The 18,652-nt window shown below is 34.6% G+C and carries 19 protein-coding genes; 6 read left to right on the top strand and 13 right to left on the bottom strand.

Annotation, left to right across the window (positions count from 1 at the left end; all coding sequences use genetic code 11):
• Window positions 1-253: 253 nt before the first annotated feature.
• The 3 genes from BFU36_RS11105 to BFU36_RS11095 form a co-directional block, all read right to left on the bottom strand.
• On the bottom strand, window positions 254-1,771 hold the full coding sequence (locus BFU36_RS11105; protein ID WP_069284091.1) for a sodium:solute symporter: 1,518 nt from the start codon (window positions 1,769-1,771) through the stop codon (window positions 254-256).
• Window positions 1,772-1,777: 6 nt separating this feature from the next.
• Window positions 1,778-1,972 (bottom strand): DUF3311 domain-containing protein, encoded by a 195-nt coding sequence (locus tag BFU36_RS11100; protein ID WP_069284090.1) that lies wholly within the window; start codon window positions 1,970-1,972, stop codon window positions 1,778-1,780.
• A gap of 499 nt (window positions 1,973-2,471) precedes the next feature.
• Complete coding sequence (locus BFU36_RS11095; protein WP_069284089.1) at window positions 2,472-3,203, bottom strand: ParA family protein; 732 nt, start codon at window positions 3,201-3,203, stop codon at window positions 2,472-2,474.
• A 143-nt stretch (window positions 3,204-3,346) separates the two neighbouring features.
• Between BFU36_RS11095 and BFU36_RS11090 the strand changes: the two genes are divergently transcribed.
• A complete protein-coding gene (locus tag BFU36_RS11090; RefSeq protein WP_069284088.1) occupies window positions 3,347-3,637 on the top strand; it encodes a winged helix-turn-helix domain-containing protein in 291 nt (96 codons plus the stop codon).
• 38 nt (window positions 3,638-3,675) lie between these two features.
• Here BFU36_RS11090 and BFU36_RS11085 read toward each other — a convergent pair whose 3' ends face one another.
• Both BFU36_RS11085 and BFU36_RS11080 read right to left on the bottom strand, forming a co-directional pair.
• A complete protein-coding gene (locus BFU36_RS11085) occupies window positions 3,676-4,065 on the bottom strand; it encodes a MarR family transcriptional regulator (protein WP_069284087.1) in 390 nt (129 codons plus the stop codon).
• Between the two features lie 89 nt (window positions 4,066-4,154).
• Window positions 4,155-5,987: a glycoside hydrolase family 15 protein gene (locus tag BFU36_RS11080; RefSeq protein ID WP_069284086.1), complete on the bottom strand. Its 1,833-nt coding sequence runs from the start codon at window positions 5,985-5,987 to the stop codon at window positions 4,155-4,157.
• A gap of 645 nt (window positions 5,988-6,632) precedes the next feature.
• Here BFU36_RS11080 and BFU36_RS11070 point away from each other — a divergent pair.
• Complete coding sequence (locus BFU36_RS11070; RefSeq protein WP_069284084.1) at window positions 6,633-7,961, top strand: deoxyribodipyrimidine photo-lyase; 1,329 nt, start codon at window positions 6,633-6,635, stop codon at window positions 7,959-7,961.
• Here the strand turns inward: BFU36_RS11070 and BFU36_RS13635 are convergent.
• The 5 genes from BFU36_RS13635 to BFU36_RS11050 all read right to left on the bottom strand — a co-directional run bounded on the left by BFU36_RS13635 (window position 7,929) and on the right by BFU36_RS11050 (window position 11,533).
• A complete protein-coding gene (locus BFU36_RS13635) occupies window positions 7,929-8,162 on the bottom strand; it encodes a hypothetical protein (protein WP_083216395.1) in 234 nt (77 codons plus the stop codon). The two genes, BFU36_RS11070 and BFU36_RS13635, sit on opposite strands and share 33 nt — an antisense overlap.
• Window positions 8,163-8,197: 35 nt before the next feature.
• Entirely contained in the window at window positions 8,198-8,695 is a 498-nt protein-coding gene (locus tag BFU36_RS11065) for a 3-isopropylmalate dehydratase small subunit (protein ID WP_069284083.1), read from the bottom strand.
• A 1-nt stretch (window position 8,696) separates the two neighbouring features.
• Window positions 8,697-9,944 carry a 3-isopropylmalate dehydratase large subunit gene (locus BFU36_RS11060; RefSeq protein WP_069284082.1) on the bottom strand — a complete coding sequence of 416 codons (1,248 nt, stop codon included), beginning with the start codon at window positions 9,942-9,944 and terminating at the stop codon, window positions 8,697-8,699.
• Between the two features lie 372 nt (window positions 9,945-10,316).
• Entirely contained in the window at window positions 10,317-10,646 is a 330-nt protein-coding gene (gene sdx / locus BFU36_RS11055) for a sulredoxin (protein ID WP_069284081.1), read from the bottom strand.
• A gap of 134 nt (window positions 10,647-10,780) precedes the next feature.
• Window positions 10,781-11,533 (bottom strand): SDR family NAD(P)-dependent oxidoreductase, encoded by a 753-nt coding sequence (locus tag BFU36_RS11050; RefSeq protein WP_069284737.1) that lies wholly within the window; start codon window positions 11,531-11,533, stop codon window positions 10,781-10,783.
• A 109-nt stretch (window positions 11,534-11,642) separates the two neighbouring features.
• Here BFU36_RS11050 and BFU36_RS11045 point away from each other — a divergent pair, with 109 nt between their 5' ends.
• Together BFU36_RS11045 and BFU36_RS11040 are read left to right on the top strand one after the other, a co-directional pair.
• Window positions 11,643-12,281 (top strand): GntR family transcriptional regulator, encoded by a 639-nt coding sequence (locus BFU36_RS11045; RefSeq protein ID WP_069284080.1) that lies wholly within the window; start codon window positions 11,643-11,645, stop codon window positions 12,279-12,281.
• A gap of 119 nt (window positions 12,282-12,400) precedes the next feature.
• Window positions 12,401-13,213 carry a CoA ester lyase gene (locus BFU36_RS11040; protein WP_069284079.1) on the top strand — a complete coding sequence of 271 codons (813 nt, stop codon included), beginning with the start codon at window positions 12,401-12,403 and terminating at the stop codon, window positions 13,211-13,213.
• On the opposite strand, the gene BFU36_RS11035 is transcribed toward BFU36_RS11040, so the two are convergent.
• Window positions 13,201-13,602, bottom strand: a complete 402-nt coding sequence (locus BFU36_RS11035; protein ID WP_069284078.1) for a PaaI family thioesterase — start codon at window positions 13,600-13,602, stop codon at window positions 13,201-13,203. The genes BFU36_RS11040 and BFU36_RS11035 overlap by 13 nt on opposite strands.
• Window positions 13,603-13,864: 262 nt before the next feature.
• Between BFU36_RS11035 and BFU36_RS11030 the strand changes: the two genes are divergently transcribed.
• Window positions 13,865-14,122 carry a hypothetical protein gene (locus tag BFU36_RS11030; protein ID WP_069284077.1) on the top strand — a complete coding sequence of 86 codons (258 nt, stop codon included), beginning with the start codon at window positions 13,865-13,867 and terminating at the stop codon, window positions 14,120-14,122.
• Here BFU36_RS11030 and BFU36_RS14540 read toward each other — a convergent pair.
• Window positions 14,108-14,509 (bottom strand): SelT/SelW/SelH family protein, encoded by a 402-nt coding sequence (locus BFU36_RS14540; protein ID WP_069284076.1) that lies wholly within the window; start codon window positions 14,507-14,509, stop codon window positions 14,108-14,110. The two genes, BFU36_RS11030 and BFU36_RS14540, sit on opposite strands and share 15 nt — an antisense overlap.
• Window positions 14,510-14,564: 55 nt before the next feature.
• Complete coding sequence (locus BFU36_RS11020) at window positions 14,565-15,908, bottom strand: FAD-binding oxidoreductase (RefSeq protein WP_069284075.1); 1,344 nt, start codon at window positions 15,906-15,908, stop codon at window positions 14,565-14,567.
• Window positions 15,909-16,684: 776 nt separating this feature from the next.
• On the opposite strand from BFU36_RS11020, the gene BFU36_RS11015 reads away from it, so the two are divergent.
• Window positions 16,685-18,496, top strand: coding sequence for a phosphoenolpyruvate carboxykinase (GTP) (locus BFU36_RS11015; RefSeq protein WP_069284074.1), 1,812 nt, complete (start codon window positions 16,685-16,687; stop codon window positions 18,494-18,496).
• The last annotated feature ends 156 nt before the right edge of the window (window positions 18,497-18,652 follow it).

The following is an 18,652-nucleotide window of genomic DNA, read 5'->3' as shown; positions in this document are numbered from 1 at the left end:
TCTCCTTTACGCCTTAAAAGGCGAGGTTTGCCGTTCTTTTATCATGCTATTTAAGTCCTCTAATAAGAAGATAGCTGATGTGCTACGTTATATTGGCATAAAAAATAAATCTCAAATAACTTATTCAGATATTGGATTTTACTAAGCTTTAATCTTCATGACTACATTATATACCATATTTTATAATTTATTTCTATATCTAAAAAATAATATTTATTGAATATAATGGGAAAAAGAATATTAATTAAAAAAATTAACCTCTTAACTCCTCAGTAGCTATATTGCCTTTAGTCTTATAACCAATCGCCCTAGCTATCAATGTACCTATAACCGATACTACTAGGTTAAATGCGAGTGATATTACTGCGATATATAATAGCCCAAATGGAGTAGGATAAACCGAAGTTGCCCTAGGTAATCCGAAGGTTGCAAACATATAACTTCCACTCACAATTCCTACAGCCCATCCTGCGGTTAAAGCCCAAGAATTAAACCAATCAGTATACAATCCTAAGAATACTGCCGGCAGGGTCTGAGCAATAATTATACCTCCCAATAATTGTAAATTTATGGCATATGTCTCTGGTACCAAGAATACGAAAGCTAATGCAATAAACTTCAATACTGCGCTTAACCATTTAGCTAAGTTAGTCTCTCCTTTAGGCGTAAGGTTCGTCTTTACTTCTTTTACTATATTCCTTACTAATAGATTAGCTGAAGCAATAGCCATAATCGCGGCTGGGACCAAACCACCTACGAAAATTCCCGCTAGCATTATACCCGCAGCCCAATCTGGCATAGTTGATACTATTAAAGCGGGAACAGTTAAGGCTCCATTCTTAGTAGTAAGTATTATATTTAAAGCGTTGGGAACAGCATAAACTAATACGCCAAATAGTGCAATAATGGCTAAACCTATTCCGTATATTGGCAATAGTGCAGTACTATACATAAGCTTATTCTTGTCGTCGGAACTCAATGAACCGTTTATGGCATGAGGGTATAAATATAATGCTAGTGCACTCCCTAAGAACAAACTCCAGTAAGCGGGAATCAAAGGAGCTGATAATTTACTGTATAATGCAAGTTGTTTTGCATTCATAACGCTAAATGCATGGGTAAATCCTCCGTACTGTAATGGAACAATCACAATTATAGAGATGACCGTAATCCAGATTAGTATGTCTTTAAAAACTCCAGTAAGTGCAGCACCTCTCAGCCCGCTGGTGAAAGTGAATGCAGCGAGAATTATGAATGCTACAATAAGCGATATTTCAGAAACTAATGCTAGGTTACCAATACCTAATAGCATCATCTCTAAGACAGCCTTCATACCAACTATTTGTAATGCTATGTATGGTAATTCAGCTACTACCCCAGTAATGGCAATTAAAGCAGCTAACAATCTACTATTGAACCTATCTTTAACGAAATCAGCGGCAGTAACATAACCTCTATTTCTTGATACCACCCATAATCTAGGCATTGTTAGTAAAGCTATGGCGAACGTAAGTGATACGTATGGAACGGCGAAAAAGTACAGTGCTCCTTTAGCATACAGCCCAGATGGAACAGCAATGAACGTATATGCAGTATAGAGGTCAGCTCCCATTAGGAACCAAACTAGGATAGTTCCTAGCTTTCTACCCGCCAATCCCCACTCGTGAAGTAAATCTAAATTGCCTTTTCTCCAAGCTGCCCCATAAAATCCTAAAAAGGCGAATACAACAAAAAGCACGACAAATGTTATGATACCGGCCAGACCTAGCACCTTATCTCACCTTTTGGCTAATATTAGAGCAGCTATCGAGAAAAGTAAAGTCGATATAGCGAGCCATAATGTTTGGTACCAATAGAAGAACGGTAGGCCCCCAAGCTCAGGTTGTGCTTTATTATACGTGGGTATTGCAAAATATGCTATAAATGGAATTACTAACAATATACCCACTCCTATATATTTTGGATTGACCATCCCTCTTCATATAATTAGTCATCTATAACTTATATATATTACTTTCTTTTGTTGCTCAATATAGAGTCTTTAAACTAATACTACATTAAGTATTATCTGTACTTAATTTCAGATTTTATTTTAAATATAATTTTATTATTATCGTAACTAAAAGTTCATAAGATTTGAGGATTAAGATATAAACTTATATAATATCATAAACAATTACTAGTTAAATATAGTATTCTAGCGTAATTAAAAACCATTATATAAAAATTTTACAAGACATACCTCCACAGAAAGGTATATGTGAGAGTAGGGACGAGTTTTTATTTTAGATATTACGTAACCTTTGCCTCATCAACCTTTTATTTCTTATAGATAAACGTTATTTTAGATATTACTTGGACTGTCTCGTTATTTTAATGATGAGAGACCAAACCTTACAAAAGTTGAACTAGCATTATGATGAATTACTTAATTACAATCTGATAATGAATTTAACCTTGTTAAGTATAAATCACATTTCTTCTAAGCTTAATAGGATATAACTTGTAAGCTGATCTATCTCCTTAGGCTTTTTTACTCTGTCGAAAGTACTAAATATTGCCTCTTCGATGAATGGTAATTTAACGATTTTATCAGTTAAGTAATAAACCTTACTTAAGTTGATTTTAGACCTCCTATCATACATATTTACTACTGCAGACAAGACGTTAGTTTTAATATCATTAATTTCGTGTGAGGCACTAAATTCCACTAAATAATTTTCAAGAAATATTTTCAAAAATGCTACACTTTCATCCAATAGAATCTGATGGGATGGTAATACGGTTATGAAGTTATAATCAGTTTTCTTTGTTATTGAATTATGAATGTAGTAGGATTCCATTTCTTTCTCAAAGCAAAAATCGGATACTACTGGAGGATTATCCACGATTATTATATCGTTTTCATCAAATACATTGTATATTTCAGCTATCTTAGTAGGTTCAACGCTTTTAACATTGTGATTACAACCAAAATTTAGTACGGTTAAATTTCCTAAGGTCTTATAATACTCTTGAGACGAGTTAGAGGTTAAATAGGATAGCAAGCTTCCCCTTATATGATATATCTTACTTATCGTTGACGTTAAGTCCTTATCTAATAAGAGTACTTTCTTAGATTCACTTAGACTTCTCGTTAGGAAATAAGCTATAAATGACTTTCCTACTCCACCTTTGACGCTCACTATGTCTATTCTTTTCATTATAGTGTTGAATCGTAAGTTAAACCTATATAGTTTGATATTCCTGCTAGGGAGAAAATTAAAGATGTGGATAGAAGAAAAAGAATAGTATATGCTAGAGATTAAGGCAAAAGTTTATAAGCTAGAAAGTATAGAACATCTTAATGGCTAAGAAAAGAAGCAAATTGGAAATAATACAAGCTATTCTTGAGGCATGCAAATCTGGAGCTCCAAAGACAAGAATTATGTATGGAGCTAACTTAAGCTATGCTTTAACTGGAAGATACATAAAGACCTTAATTGACCTAGAGATTATAAGACAAGAAGGTAAATTGTATCTGTTGACCAAAAAAGGAGAGGAGTTGTTAGATGATATAAGGAAGTTCAATGATATGAGGAAGCAGATGGAACAGCTAAGAGAGAAGATAAACGGAGTATTAACGATAAAACAATAGACTTCTAGTTTTTTATTTTGACTTTATTTCTTTTTAAATTATTTTTCTATCTTTAATCCAGTTACTATTATTATCTTAGACTTCATTACATTAGTCAATTGATCTATGTCATTGATTATTTTCTTGCTGAGATATTGTGGGTCAGCCTTATACAGATAAGTCCTTCTCCCTTTCTTTGGCATTTCGGTTTTCTCCTTAATTATTAGACCTTTCTTCTCTAAGTTTAGTATAGATTTATTTACGACAGATTTAGTTATCCCTAATCTTTGCGAAATATCCTCCATCGATAGGGGGGTATTAGAGTTCAGTATCATGCTGAGAATCTCTATATCTCTGTTTGTTAATCCATAAATGAATCCTATTACATCTAGAACACTTACCGTTCTGCCGTCTGGTAATTTTATGCCATTTTCACTACTGCTTTGCATAATTAGAAGGTTTCATATAACTCTTAAAAATCTTTTGGTATCATGTAAACCTATTTAATAGTGAAAAAGGAAAATATTTTAAATTACAATTATGGATTTAACTTTCCATATTTTAATGCATACAATGCCCTAACTAACTCAGCATGACTCCACGCTAAAGGCGCTACAGACGGATAGTTGCCACTCTCAGATATTTGTTCTGGTATCACACCAGTCTGTAAAGAGTTTCTTATAACCCAATCTAACTTCTCCTTGGCCTTATCCTTTTCTCCCATTAACGAGTAAACCTGGGATAACCATAAAGTCGATATAAACCAAATGTTTGGTCTCTTACCTTCTTTTAAATAGGAATCATTTTCATACCTAGCTATACCTCCATTAATATTCAGAGTTTCCTCAACAGTGTTTAAGTTTTTCATAAACCTTACGTCCTCTACTGGAATTACGTCAAATACTGTAGCTAATAACGTACTTGAGTCAACTGTGCGATCTATATTGTAAACGTTTCCATTTTTTATATATAGTGTCCTCGCGAAATGATCTCCTACCCAAAAAAGATCTAAAGCTCTTTGCATTTGTTCAGCTACATTCTCGTACTTAGATGCTAGATCTTCTTCACCGAAGAATCTAGCGAAATATGCAGAAGCCTTTAAACCAGCTATTACGGTAACAGTAGTATAAAAATGGATACCATCTCTCTCCTCCCATAAGTCAAACGATGGCAATGGTAAATTAATTTCCTTATACCTATAACTAACTAGGAAGTTGGCAAATCCTTTAATGATAGGCCTATAATAAGGTTTTATAAAGTCCACATCCTTCCACCTAATAAAATGATACCATAAAGTGTAGATGAATAATGCTGTCTCATCCTCTTGAATAGGTAAGTATTCTAGAGTCCAAGGATGCCACGTAGAACCAAAGTGACCATCTACAGTATATTTTTGAAATAATGCACCGCTTACTGTTACTAGGTTTTTACTAAACTCGAAAAATCTTCTAGGCTTATCAAAATATCCCATTAATTCCAGAGCCATAATGGAAAAAGCTGCGTCTCTATGCCAAACGTAATTGTAAGTATCTCTATTAAATCGTAATATATCAGTATCTAAAGAAGCTACTATAGCTCCATTATTTTGAAAATGAGTTTGCAATATTAATAGGCTTCTCCTTAAAAATGAGTTATACTCACCATAATCTTCTACCTTACTTAACCAGCCCTTCCAATAATCCTTAATTCTCTTTAACAATACTTGAGGTGATCTCTTCTTAACGTAATCGTTCAATGCTCTCGCTTCAGTATAGTTTTTACCAGCTACTATCCATATATAGAAGTCGTTAAATGCCTTGAAGTTCACTGAAAAGTCAACTGAACCTTGGGCTATTGGATTTCCAGACAGTTCACCATCTTCACAGTCTTTCCACGTACCTAAATAACCCTTATATTCCTTTATTCCAGTAGCATATTGATAAAATGGAATCGATGATGATAACAAAAACCATCTAGAGCCCTTATATTGAATCATTGCTTCGCTATAAGGGTCGAACAATGCAGTATCTCCATCTGGAGACCCTCCAACATGAAAATCCACTGATACACAAATCCTAACGTCTTTATTATCAGGGTTACTTAAAGAAACCTTCCTTATCCAAATATCATAAGCCATATCCACTGCGTCTTCCAGATGAAAATCTACGCCATTATGAGAAAAGGAAGAATAAACTGCTAAAGTATCGTCAACGTAATCTATTTTCGGACTAAGAGATTCTATCCACTTAAAATCACCATCTATCCAAACACCAAATCTTAACCTCTCTAAATTATCGGCTATAGTTAATGGCCAATAGAACTCTCTAGGAGTAAAAGTGTTATCGTACAAAATAGTCAAAGAACCATTTCCTAAGATTAAATGCCTAGTCATATCATATTTTTTACTTTCAGCTTAATTTACCTTTTGTCTTATAATTTATGAGTGAAACACTAACTAGAAAATACCTCGCTACAATTTGAGGAAAGCCTCGCCTTTTAAGGCAAGGATAATAAAGGTTTTAAAAGGTAATGTCGTACTTAAATGTGCGGGGTCTCTGAGCCTCGTGAATACCCACCAAATGAGAGATGTAATCATGAATTGATGGGGGAGCTGATGAACCACCAAGGGAATCATTGCCCTTTATTGCGGTGAGGAAGTCATTATCGTAAACGTGGACTTGTAGTTTTTCAGTGAGAGTATATTGCTCTGAACGGATACAGTGAAATCATAAAGCTAAAATTTCTTTATTTTGAATTACCGTGATATGGGTATAAATTCTAGGAAGTACATCACTCATACACAGCTATTTGCAATAATAGATTTACCTAAATTCGGACCCTCATATCTACACTACGTATTAAGCTTAACAAATAATATTTATACTATAGTAAAATTAGATATTGAAATTTTATTTTATGCAATTAATCACTCATTAGCTTTGGAGTATAAATTCAGTTATTATCTCATAAAATTTTTCCCTTTTGTTCTATATTCTTTAATCAAAAGATAAAAGGTCACTATTGAATTCATACTGAAATGTTATGCTTATTCATTTTTAGAAGGGATTTAAGATTAGACGATAATACGGGTTTGGTGAAGGCTCTAAGAGAGTGTGAAGAAGTTATTCCAGCATTCATAATTGATCCTAGGCAAGTAGGGGATACAAATGAGTATAAGTCTGAGAAGGCAGTGAGGTTTATGTTTAACTCAATAAACGAACTAGATGAGGAACTTAGGAGTAAGGGGGCTAGATTGCATGTTTACGAGGGAATTGCAGAGGAAGTTGTAAAAGGTTTACTAAAGGAGGTTGATCGCGTTTACATAAATGTTGACTATACACCCTTTAGTAGGGTGAGAGATGAGAAGATTATGGAGTATTGTAAACATTATAATAAAGAGTTAATATCTACAGAAGATTATTTGCTTACTTCCGTTAATGATTTCAAAAATTATCGTAGCTTTACCGTGTTCTATGCAAGCGTGAGGAAGAAGCAAGTCAGAGAGCCGGTGAAGAATACGTTCTCAAATTATTACTCTAAAAGCATAGGGGATGAAGTTGATTTACCTCCTAGGCATGAGGGACCGGGTGGTAGAAAGGAGGGATTATACTTAATAGAGAGGGCAAAGAAAATAGATTATAGTAGAAGGGATTACCCAGCTGAAGACAACGTAAGCTTTCTTTCCCCACATCTAAAATTTGGAACAGTTTCAGTCAGAGAAGTTTATCATGAACTTAAAGGGAATCAAGCTTTCATAAGGCAACTATATTGGAGGGATTTTTACACACTATTAGCATATCATAACGACAGAGTATTTTCTGAACCTCTAAGGAGAGAATATAAGTACATAGAGTGGGAAAACAATGAAAGGCTATTCACTGCGTGGAAGGAAGGTAGGACTGGATATCCAATAATAGATGCTGGCATGAGACAACTAAATGAAACTGGATACATGCACAATAGAGTTAGGATGCTAACAGCTTTTTTCCTAGTTAAAGTGTTACTAGTAGATTGGAGATGGGGAGAAAAGTATTTTGCAACCAGATTAATCGATTATGACCCAGCTGTAAATAATGGGAATTGGCAATGGGTTGCCTCAGTGGGGACTGACTACATATTTCGTATATTTGACCCATGGAAACAACAGAGGATTTACGATCCAGAAGGTAAATATATCAAGAAATATATTAAAGAGCTAGAACCTTATCCTTCAGAGGTAATACATGAGATTTACAAACATAACGTTCCTAATTACCCTAGACCTATAGTGGACTGGAGAGTTAGGGTGAAATTAGCTAAGAAGTTGTATGAATCTTGCAAAATAAACAGTAAGTTATTTGATTCGGGACGAGAACAACTTTACTAGCTTTTTACCATTATTCCACATGAAGAAAATTACGGTGAATTCTATGACGAATATTAGAATAAGGTATGCCAAAGTGAATGGTAGAGAAGTAAGTATGGAATAAACTACATACCCATATATTGCTCTCGTTAACTCCAGACCTAAAGTGTAGTCCCCTATTGTTAATAAGACTGAGAGTAGGGTGATAATAATCAGCTTCACATGCAATAATGTATAGTTAGTAAAAAATAAACTTTTTAGTTTCGGCTAACTCTCTGCATATTCTTCAAATATTCCATAATACCTCCAGCCTTAATGATTTCTAAAGCCATCCCCGTTATCCCCTTACCTCTTAACAACTTATTCCCAGCTTCTATTTCACCAGTCTCCACATTAACCTTTACTGTAATACCTTCACTTAACTCTTTTGTAGCGTTAGGCAATGTTATTACGGGAAGACCATTATTTATTGCGTTTCTATAAAATATCCTGGCAAAAGACTCAGCTATTACAGCTTTTACTCCAGCCGCTTTCAAGGCTATGGCTGCTTGTTCCCTTGATGAACCCATCCCGAATACTTTACCAGCAACTATAACGACACCCTTGCTAGCCTTCTTATAAAACTCCGGATCTAAAGGTTCCATAGCGTGTTGAGCTAAATATTGAGGATCTGTGTATTTTAGATATCTAGCAGGAATTATAATATCAGTATCTATTTTATCTCCAAATTTCATGACTGGACCTTCTATTATCACCTTAGATCACCCTTGGATCAGTTATTTTACCTTCTAATGCACTAATAGCAGCTACTGCTGGTCCAGATAAATATACTTTTGAATCATTACTTCCCATTCTTCCTTTGAAGTTCCTCGAACTAGTGGATAAAACATTCTCACCTGGTCCCGCAATTCCGAAATGTCCTCCTAAACAAGGTCCGCAAGTCCCATAAGTTACAATACATCCAGCGTTTACTAACGTTTCTATATACCCTCTCTCCATGGCCTCTTTAAACATTTTGTAAGAGGCTGGAATTGCTATACACCTAGTCTTAACCTTTCTTCCTTTCATAATCTTAGCTGCTATCTCAAAATCACTTAACCTACCGTTGGTACAAGAGCCTATATACACTTGATCGATGGGCGTTCCCTCAAGTTCATTAACAACCTTTACGTTATCCACACTATGCGGAGCTGCAACTAATGGCTCCATCTTTTCTAAGTTTATCGTGTACTCATCTACGTATTTTGCGTTTTCATCAGCCTTAATTAAAGGTGGCTCATAACCTCTCATTTCCTTAACATATCTCACAGTCTCTTGGTCTGGATTGAACATTAGCACATCAGCGTTCATTTCAATGCCCATATTTGAAACTGTAGCTCTATAGTCCATTGGAAAGCTTAATGGCTCTTTTACGAAAACCTCTATAGACATTCCATTAAAGTAATCAGCTTTGAAATCTCCTAACAATTTTAGAGCAACGTCTTTTCCAGTTATCCATTTAGCAGGTTTACCTTCTAGAACGACCTTAAATGGTTGCGGAACTACTAGCCATGTCTTTCCGGTTATGGCTGCAGCTGCTATGTCACTAGCTCCCATACCTTGAGCAAAAGCTCCTATTGCTCCAGAAGTAGTAGTATGGCTATCTGCTGCTAATATAACTTGACCAGGATTTGCGTATTGTTCTAACATTACTTCATGTAATATTCCATAATTTATATCATAAAAGTTAGGTATGTTTTGGGATTTCACAAATTTCCTTATATAGACTTGTATCTCAGCACTTCTTACATCTGGTGGTGGTGCTAGGTGATCAAAAGCTATTACTATTTTATTCCTATCAAAAACCTTTAACATCTGAGCTTTTTCCATTACTTCTATAACATGATATCCAGTTAGATCATGGAAAGCTACTATATCTACATTAGCCTCTATTACATCGCCGGGAGATACTTCTTTGCCAGCTGCTCTACTTAAGATCTTCTCCGTTAACGTTTTAGGAGACATCAGTTAATGTTTAAAATATACATAAATAAACATTTCTTACGAAGGAAATACTTTTAGGCTGAATGGAATACGAAAAAAGAACCTAAATCAATAAATATGCGAATAATAAATCTGACTTCCTCCCCTTAGGAAGGTCCTCCTCATCAATTCTCATCTGAAGGGCAGCCGAGAAGATCAGAAAACCTTTCTGAATAATTGGCTTTTAAAAAATTATATCATCTCCGCACTAAAAAGCGAGGCTTTCACCACTTTGTAATGCGTTATAGGTCATGAATCTTAATAAAAACATAATTGGGAAAAGATTACTTTCTAAGCTAGCGTTAATCCTCGATTACAAGAACTTCAGAGTGATTGATTCATAAAAAATACCGCTTATACGTCTACCTCTATCCAACCATTATTATCCCTTATTTGATAGGTTTTCAGACCTAGTTTGTCCTTTGGAGCATCTGGAGCTACATACGGAGGTTCAAGCATTTTACCAGTGTTGAGATCATATAATGCGTGATGACATGGGCACTTAACAGTTAACTTTTCTTCATCTAAAATTCCTAATATACATCTAGCATGGCTACAAACTGCATCCATTGCGTAAAGTTTTCCATTTATATTTGCTATGAATATTACCTTATCTTCAACCTTTACCGAGGCGTATTTTGCCTTCTCGAGAGCCTTAGCCGAAATAGTTCTTTTCCACGCCATAGATTACCACTAGAAAGGTAAAATTTAAGCATGTTTATTATAAACTATTAGAATTTAGAACTTTTATCATTCAGTTTTTATATTCAATAGTACCGCATAGTTGTATATTATGTTATAAAAGGTTAATTAACGGACTAAACTTCGCCTCTAGATATCTCCTCTGGATCAGGCTTTCTACTAATGATCCTACCTCCATCAATGACAATCTCACTACCCGTGATGAAAGTGTTATAATCTGAAACTAAAAACGCTAGTAAATTAGCCACCTCTATTGCCCTACCCATTCTCCCTAACAACGTTGCAGCTCTACTATCTAATTCCTCTGGTACGCTATCTCCTTTAGTGTATATTGGTCCGGGTAATACTGCAATAACTTGAATTCCGTATTTGCCCAAATCTACTGCTAGGCTCTTAGTCATTGCTATAAGCCCACCTTTAACCGTCACGTAAGGTAACGAATGATGAAGAGGATAATATGCTTGTATCGCAGAGATATTAATTATTTTTCCCTTAATTTTATTCTTTATCATCAGTTCTGCAGCCATTTTGGATAGAAGCATGGGTGAGGTTAACTCTAACTCAATCATCTTATCCCACTCTTCCAAGGTTACATCTAGAATGGAGTACCTCGAATTTACCGAAGCATTATTAATTAAACAGTGAATAATGCCTATGTTATTTTTGTACCAATCTATGAAAGAGAGAACTTCTTTTCTGGAAGTTAGGTCAACTTTATAAAACTCAATATTATCAATTTGATTAGTAATTTTTCTACCTAATGCTATAACTCTACAACCTAAATCTGAGAATAGTTTGGCTGTCACCAGACCTATACCGTGAGTTCCACCGGTAATTAAACATACCTTATCCTTAAGAGATATTTGCATATTTATCTTTTTTGTAACACTATTATAAATCATGTTATTTGAATATTAGGGAAAACATTATATGTAGAGAATAACGTTTTTAATCTTCAATTTATATATAATCACGTTTATGTCATTATCACAAACAGCTTATGAAAAAATTCTAGAATTCGTTGTCAGTGGAAAGTATAGACCGGGTAGTATATTGAAAGAAGAGGAGTTGGCATCATTACTTAACATCAGTAGAACTCCAATTAGAGAAGCATTAGTGAGACTGGAAAAAGAAGGAATAATTGTAAAGAATGGCAAATCATACTCGGTAATACCTCTATCAGAAAGTGATATAATTCAGCTTTATGAGGTTAGGATTCCGCTTGAAGCTGAAGCTTCAAAATTAGCTTCAATGCGAGCTACTCAAGAGGAAATAGACAACATGCTTAGGTTAATAGATCAAATAAGGAATACTAAGGAAAACGATCCGCTAAAATTAGCAAATCTTAACGGTAACCTACACAGTTTGATAGCCGAGGCTTCGCACAATAAATATATTGTGGATATTTTAAATAATATCAGATTGAAGTTAAAAATTGTAAGAGTGACGCTTTTTACTAGCTACCAGAGAAGGGATGAAGAATTAAAGGAACATGAAGAGATAGTTCTAGCAATAAGGGATAAGAAGGTTGAATTGGCTTACGAAATGATGAAAAAGCATGAAGAAAACGTGCTAAACTATGTAAAACTAAACGTTCTCCCTTTGCTTTTTAGATAAAAGCTTATGATTAGAAACATTTTTCTCTATTTTTGAAGAAATCTCCAATTTATAAAGAAGAGTTTAGGAACTCTCTATAAGAGGATAAAAATTTATTCTTACAGTAATATTCCATTTTTATGATAAGAAGATCGCAGCTTTATGTCCCTTCTATCTCCGAAAAAATGATAAGGAAATCTGTTGAATTGAATGCTGACTCGATAATTTTTGATCTAGAAGACGCTGTTCCACCAGAGGATAAGGAAAGAGCAAGAGAAATTTTAATAAAGTTAATTAAGGAACTAGACTGGGGTAAGAGGGAGTTATGTGTAAGAATAAACTCGTTACAATTATCAGAATCTTTTAAGGATCTTGCAACGATTTCTAAAGAGGAAAAAATAACATGCATTGTAGTCCCAAAGACTGAAAACGATTTATCCTTTTTATTCAAGGCAACTGGTAAAACTCTTATTCCATTGATAGAGACCGCTAAAGGAATAGCCAAGATAGAGGATATTGTTAGATCTGAAGGAGTAGAGGCAATAAGTTACGGTATAGCTGATCTTTCATTATCATTAGGTGGAGATTTCACTTTTTATGAGAAGAACGAGTTCATTAAAACGTATATCGTAAATATAGCCAAAGCTTATGATGTTGACGCTATAGATAAGGTTTACTTTGATCTTAAAAACCAAGAGGGGTTTAGGAAAGAATGTGAAGAGGCTAGGAAGTTAGGATATGTAGGTAAACAAGTGATTCACCCTTCCCAAGTGGAGATAGCTAATCAAGTCTTCTCACCATCTAAGGAAGAAATAGAGTGGGCAAGAAGAGTTATTGAAGCTTATGAAAAGGCAAAAAAAGAGGGTAGAGGTGCAATAAGGTTAGATGACAAGTTGGTTGATTACGTACACTATAAGATAGCTAAGAGGATTATCGAGTTTCAGAACCTATAGACTACCCAAGTTCCTAAAGCCTTTGCACATAAACTACCATTACCATCATAAGCTGAAATTTCTATAACGACTAACCTATTTCCCTCACTTATTACTTTACCTTCCACTGTGAAAGGACCTTGTTTCATAGGCTTTATGAAGTTCACTTTTAATTCTGCTGTTACCTCATCTTTTACGTTATCTAATGATTTGGCTGCCATACTTCCCGCATAATCTATAGCAGTTAACATTACACCTCCATGAAGAATGCCACCTATTCTTGATAGCCTATCACTATAATTAAAAGAGAGCTTAGCATAGCCTTTATCTATCTTTTCAAATTTTATACCTATAAAGTTAAATATTTCTTCTTGTTTTAAAACTTCGTTTAATTCTTCAACGGAGATCATGAATAAAATCTATAATAAATGAATTTAGATTTAATTCTAACTTCCTCCTCATAAGCCCTAGATAAAAAATGTTTATAATAAAAATAACCAGAGGAAAATCATATACTAAGGAAAGAGTTGGGCATAAACTTCCTCAAAACTGAGGAGGTAATCATATTTTCTTACTAGCACATCTATTCTTGACAAACTTCCATAATTTTCAATATACGAACAAATTCTCGTCTATTCTAACCTTAAAAGCTAGGAAAAACATGTATATAGTATGAGCTGGAAATTTAAAGATTTAAAAGGACTTTCCGCCCCTAAAGACGTTAAGAGTTGTACTGTAGATGAGGCAGTTAGAGAGTTAAAGAAAAAATATGAGGTTGATGTTAAAGTTTTAACTGATATTGCGACTGATATATTAGTAAAGTATTTAACTGAGAATAAGATTAGCCTAGACCAGATAAGGCTGAAGTATAGTTATGTAAAAAATATAGATAATATTATATCTGACATCCTTAAATTAGCTGGCAAGTGATTTCTGTAATCTCTTACTTATCTCTTGTAATATTTCTTGATGGTCAGGGAACCTTTTTTGATTATACCTCGAAAATACTAATTCGTCATTTATATAAACATCGAATATTCCCCTATCCCCTTGCACCAATTCCACGTTAGCCTCCTCAAAGTAACTAAGGATATCCTTTGCTAGGTCTAACGCTCTATCCATGTATTTGCAAGGTCTACAATAAACTACTTTAACATCTATCTTTTTATTCAAATCTTCTTTTTTAACGTACCTTAATGGATCTTTTTTAAACTCCTCTAAACAGTGAGAAGAGCAGAAATAGTATGTTATTCCTTTATAGTTTACCTTGAAGGGAGTTGTATTCTCGACTTCCATTTTACATACCGGATCTTGCATATTACATACAATTAAAGCTATTAAATAAAAAGTGTTAATTATGAAGTTTTGAATTTTATTTATACGAATCGGCTAACTTATACGATAATTCTACAAATTTATTGGGGTTCATAATGTCATTAGGGTCAATTAGCCTCTTAATCTGATACATAAGATCTAAAACTCTGTAACCATTATGCTTGATTAATTGTTCAGCCATTAACTTCGCTTTTTGGACACCTATTCCATGTTCCCCACTAACAGAGCCTCCTAGTTCTATAGCCATTCTAGCAATTTCCTCAAAGGCTCTTTGTCTTAACTCCTCATCCTCTATCACAATATTAGGGTGTAAGTTTCCATCTCCAATATGCGAGATTACATAAAATTTAGTATTATATTTATTACCTATCTCTTTTAGTCTCTTTATTGCCTCCGGCAATTTTGAAATAGGAACTACAATATCTTCAGCATAAAACACGTTCTTAGCCTCAGCTTTAACCGCTATTGCTGCTTGAGCCCTTAAAGAATATAACTTCTCAGCCTCTTCTCCCTCAGCCACTTTAACCTCAACAGCTTTACCATCTAAAACTTTAAGAACATCATTAACTAAATCTTCCTCAACTGAAATTAGTAACATACCACCCTCAGTCTCTTTTAGCCCAGCGTTTAGATGCTTATTTAAAGCTTTAATGACGTCAGAATCCACGTACTCTGAGAGCTCTGGCAGTATTCTATTCTTCCTTAGACCCAAAATAACTTCTCCGGCAGATTCAAAATCTCTAAGTAAAGCTAATATGGTAACAATCTTTCTCTTAGGTAAAGGGATTATTCTCAACCATATTTCAGTAATGACACCTAATGTACCCTCACTTCCTACAAATAAATGTAAAATATCATATCCAGCTCTATTTTTTCTCAAAGGCTCTCCAATTTTTACCACTTCACCACTTGGTAATACTACCTTTATCGCTAAAACCCATTCCCTAAATGAACCATACTTAACCCCCTTCATTCCGCCAGAAGATTCTGAAACAGCACCTCCTACACTACATAGAAAGAAACTTGCCGGATCCGGAGGTAGCATGAAACCTTTCTTCTCCAATTCCTCAAATAGATCCACTAACTTCATACCAGGTTGGACTCTTACATACCAATCTATCTCATTAATTTCAATCACCTTATTCATCCTTGACATATCAATTAGGATACAGTTTTTATCACACGATACCGCTCCGGTTAAACTAGTACCAGACCCCCAAGGTATAATAGGAATTTTATTACTGTTTGCAAATTTTACTATTCTAACTACATCTTCCTCACTCCTAGGATAGAAAACGATTAATGGATTTACTTTCTCTCCGGAGAAATCTTCTCTTTGTTCAACACTGTGTGGGATATCACTTAACTCATGAAAGTCCATATGTTATATTACAAGTTAGTTAAGTAATAAACCTTACAATGTGAGGAAAGCCTTGCCCTTCAAGATGGAGTATGTGGACAACAATTTGGTTGATATGAATTGAATTTTCTTTATTGCGAAAAAGTATTTTTAGGGTGAGGCAAGAATATGTTTGATTTCCTCGCCCAAATTATCTCTACCCTTTTAAGCTTAGTTTCATTCCTTGGACGAGATTATATTAGCCTCGATATTTTGCTTGTCAAGTTGAAGGACTTCATTTCCTCACACTACCTTGCTCTTCACAAGTTGGCTAATGTTAATTATGAGCTTAAGCATGATGTTATGGGGATCGTTTGCTCGTTGATGAGGATTAATGGTGAGTTAGGCATTACGAGCCTGGGCTAATTCTTCATGTAGTTTGCACGTTTATGTAAATGGTATTAAGCTGGAAAATTGGAGGGATAAAGTTACACGATAAGGCTACAAGGCATTCTCTATTGCAGTAATAAACTTGTATGGCTATCTGAGCCTCTCGACTGCTCATCATATGAGAATCGATGAGGTAAACCTCTAAGGGAAGGAAGTCAGATACATTAACTCTGATTTCTATTGAAAGCATACGTTATAACGTATCAGTCTTGTAGTTATCATATTAGTTCATAAGGGAGTTGAATATTTAATTTATAGTTTCATTGTATTTTAAAATGTAACAATCAGGATTAGCTTGAACTTAACAAGTTTTTTAAAACATATACCAAAACTAAAATGTTTTTACCCCTTATTACCGAGTATATAATATGAAGGATGATATAAGTTTTTTAAGCGACTTCGTTTCGGACAGAATAATTAAAAAATTAGAAAGTATTAATAATAGTTCATTAACGCATTTTTTGAGAACCTATGTAGAATTATGTGAACCAGAGAGCCTATACGTTTCGTTAGGTCATGAAAGTGATAAAGAGTATGTTAAAAAGAAGGCAATAGAGTCTAAAGAGGAAATAAAGTTGAAGATGGAAGGTCACACAATTCACTTCGATCATCCATTGGATCAAGCTAGGGCCAGAGAGGATACATTCATCTTAACTGACAACAAAATTCCTTTCGTAAACACAAAACCTAGAGAAGAAGGTTTAAGAGAAGCTTTATCCTTGTTAAAGGGTTCAATGAAAGGTAGAGAAATGTATGTAGGTTTCTACTCATTAGGTCCCAGAAATTCTCGTTTTCAGATTTTAGCAGTCCAGATTACTGATTCTCCTTACGTAATACATAGTGAAAACATACTATATAGAAACGCTTTCGAAGATTTCTCAAATAATAAGCCATTCCTAAAATTTATCCACTCTAAAGGTGAACTAAATATTAAAAAAAGGAGGATAATGATAGACGTTAAAGAAGATACTGTGTATAGCGTTAATACAACCTATGCCGGCAATAGTGTAGGTCTAAAGAAACTAGCCTTAAGGCTTACCGTTACGAAGGCTGTAAGGGAGGGATGGCTTTCAGAACATATGGCAATAGTAGGATTTGAAGGTGATAATGGGATACACTACTTCACAGCATCGTTTCCCTCTGGATCGGGAAAAACGTCTACTGCTATGTTAGGTTCATTAATAAGTGATGACTTAGCGTTTATACGAGAAGTTAGCGGAGAGGTTAAGGCGGTTAATCCTGAAATTGGAGTATTTGGAATCATTCAAGGGATAAATGAAAAAGACGATCCCGTAATTTGGGAAGTATTACATAAGCCGGGGGAAGTCATATTCTCAAATGTGTTGATGACTGAGGATGGAGATGTTTATTGGGAGGGAAGTGGAAAAACCAAACCAGAGAAAGGTTATAATTATGAGGGAGTGTGGAATAAGAATAGTGGCAAACCTGCCTCACATCCTAATGCAAGATTTACCGTGCCTTTGACGTCCTTTAGTAATTTAGATAAAAATTACGATAATCCAGACGGTGTAAGTATTGATGGAATAATATTTGGAGTGAGAGACTACTCTACATTAGTTCCAGCTGTTGAGGCTTTTTCGTGGAACCATGGCATCATTACCATTGGTGCCTCCATGGAATCAGCTAGGACATCAGCGGTCATAGGTAAGGCAGACGAGTTAGAATTTAATCCGATGGCTATTCTAGATTTCATGCCATTATCCTTGGGGAGTTATTTGAATAATTATTTAAATTTTGGAAAAAAATTAAAAAAGGTCCCAAAGATATTTGGATTTAATTACTTCTTAAAGGACGGAAATAAATTCGTAAACTCAAAAGAGGATAAGAAAGTTTGGATAAAATGGGCAGTGTTAAGAGTGGAAAACTCTGTTGACGCAATTTATACACCTATTGGTTTTATACCCTATTATGATGATCTGAAAACCCTATTCATGAAGGTTTTAGGCAAGGAGTATGGAGAAAAAGAATATGAGTTGCAGTTCTCTTTAAAGTTAAGAAGATATTTGGAGAAAACTGAAAGGATTCTAAAAGTTTACAGTCAAATTTCAGATACGCCTTCTGACGTCATAGGTGAGTTAAAAGCTCAACAAGACAGGTTATTAGAATATATTAACAAGTACGGTGATGTTGTCTCTCCTTTAAAGCTAAGTAAAGATTAATATAAAAGTAGCCGATTTTTTAAATCCTTAAAGCACATTTATAGCTGACCTCCTCCTCACCATAAATGACGAGGCTTTCCCTACTTTGTAAAATTGATTTTGGTTGTAGTGAAGATATAGGTAAAATTCCAGAAATTCAAATTAGAATATTCTTAA

This window comes from Sulfolobus sp. A20, from assembly GCF_001719125.1.
Lineage (GTDB): Archaea > Thermoproteota > Thermoprotei_A > Sulfolobales > Sulfolobaceae > Saccharolobus.
This window is presented reverse-complemented; position numbering and strand designations above follow the sequence as displayed.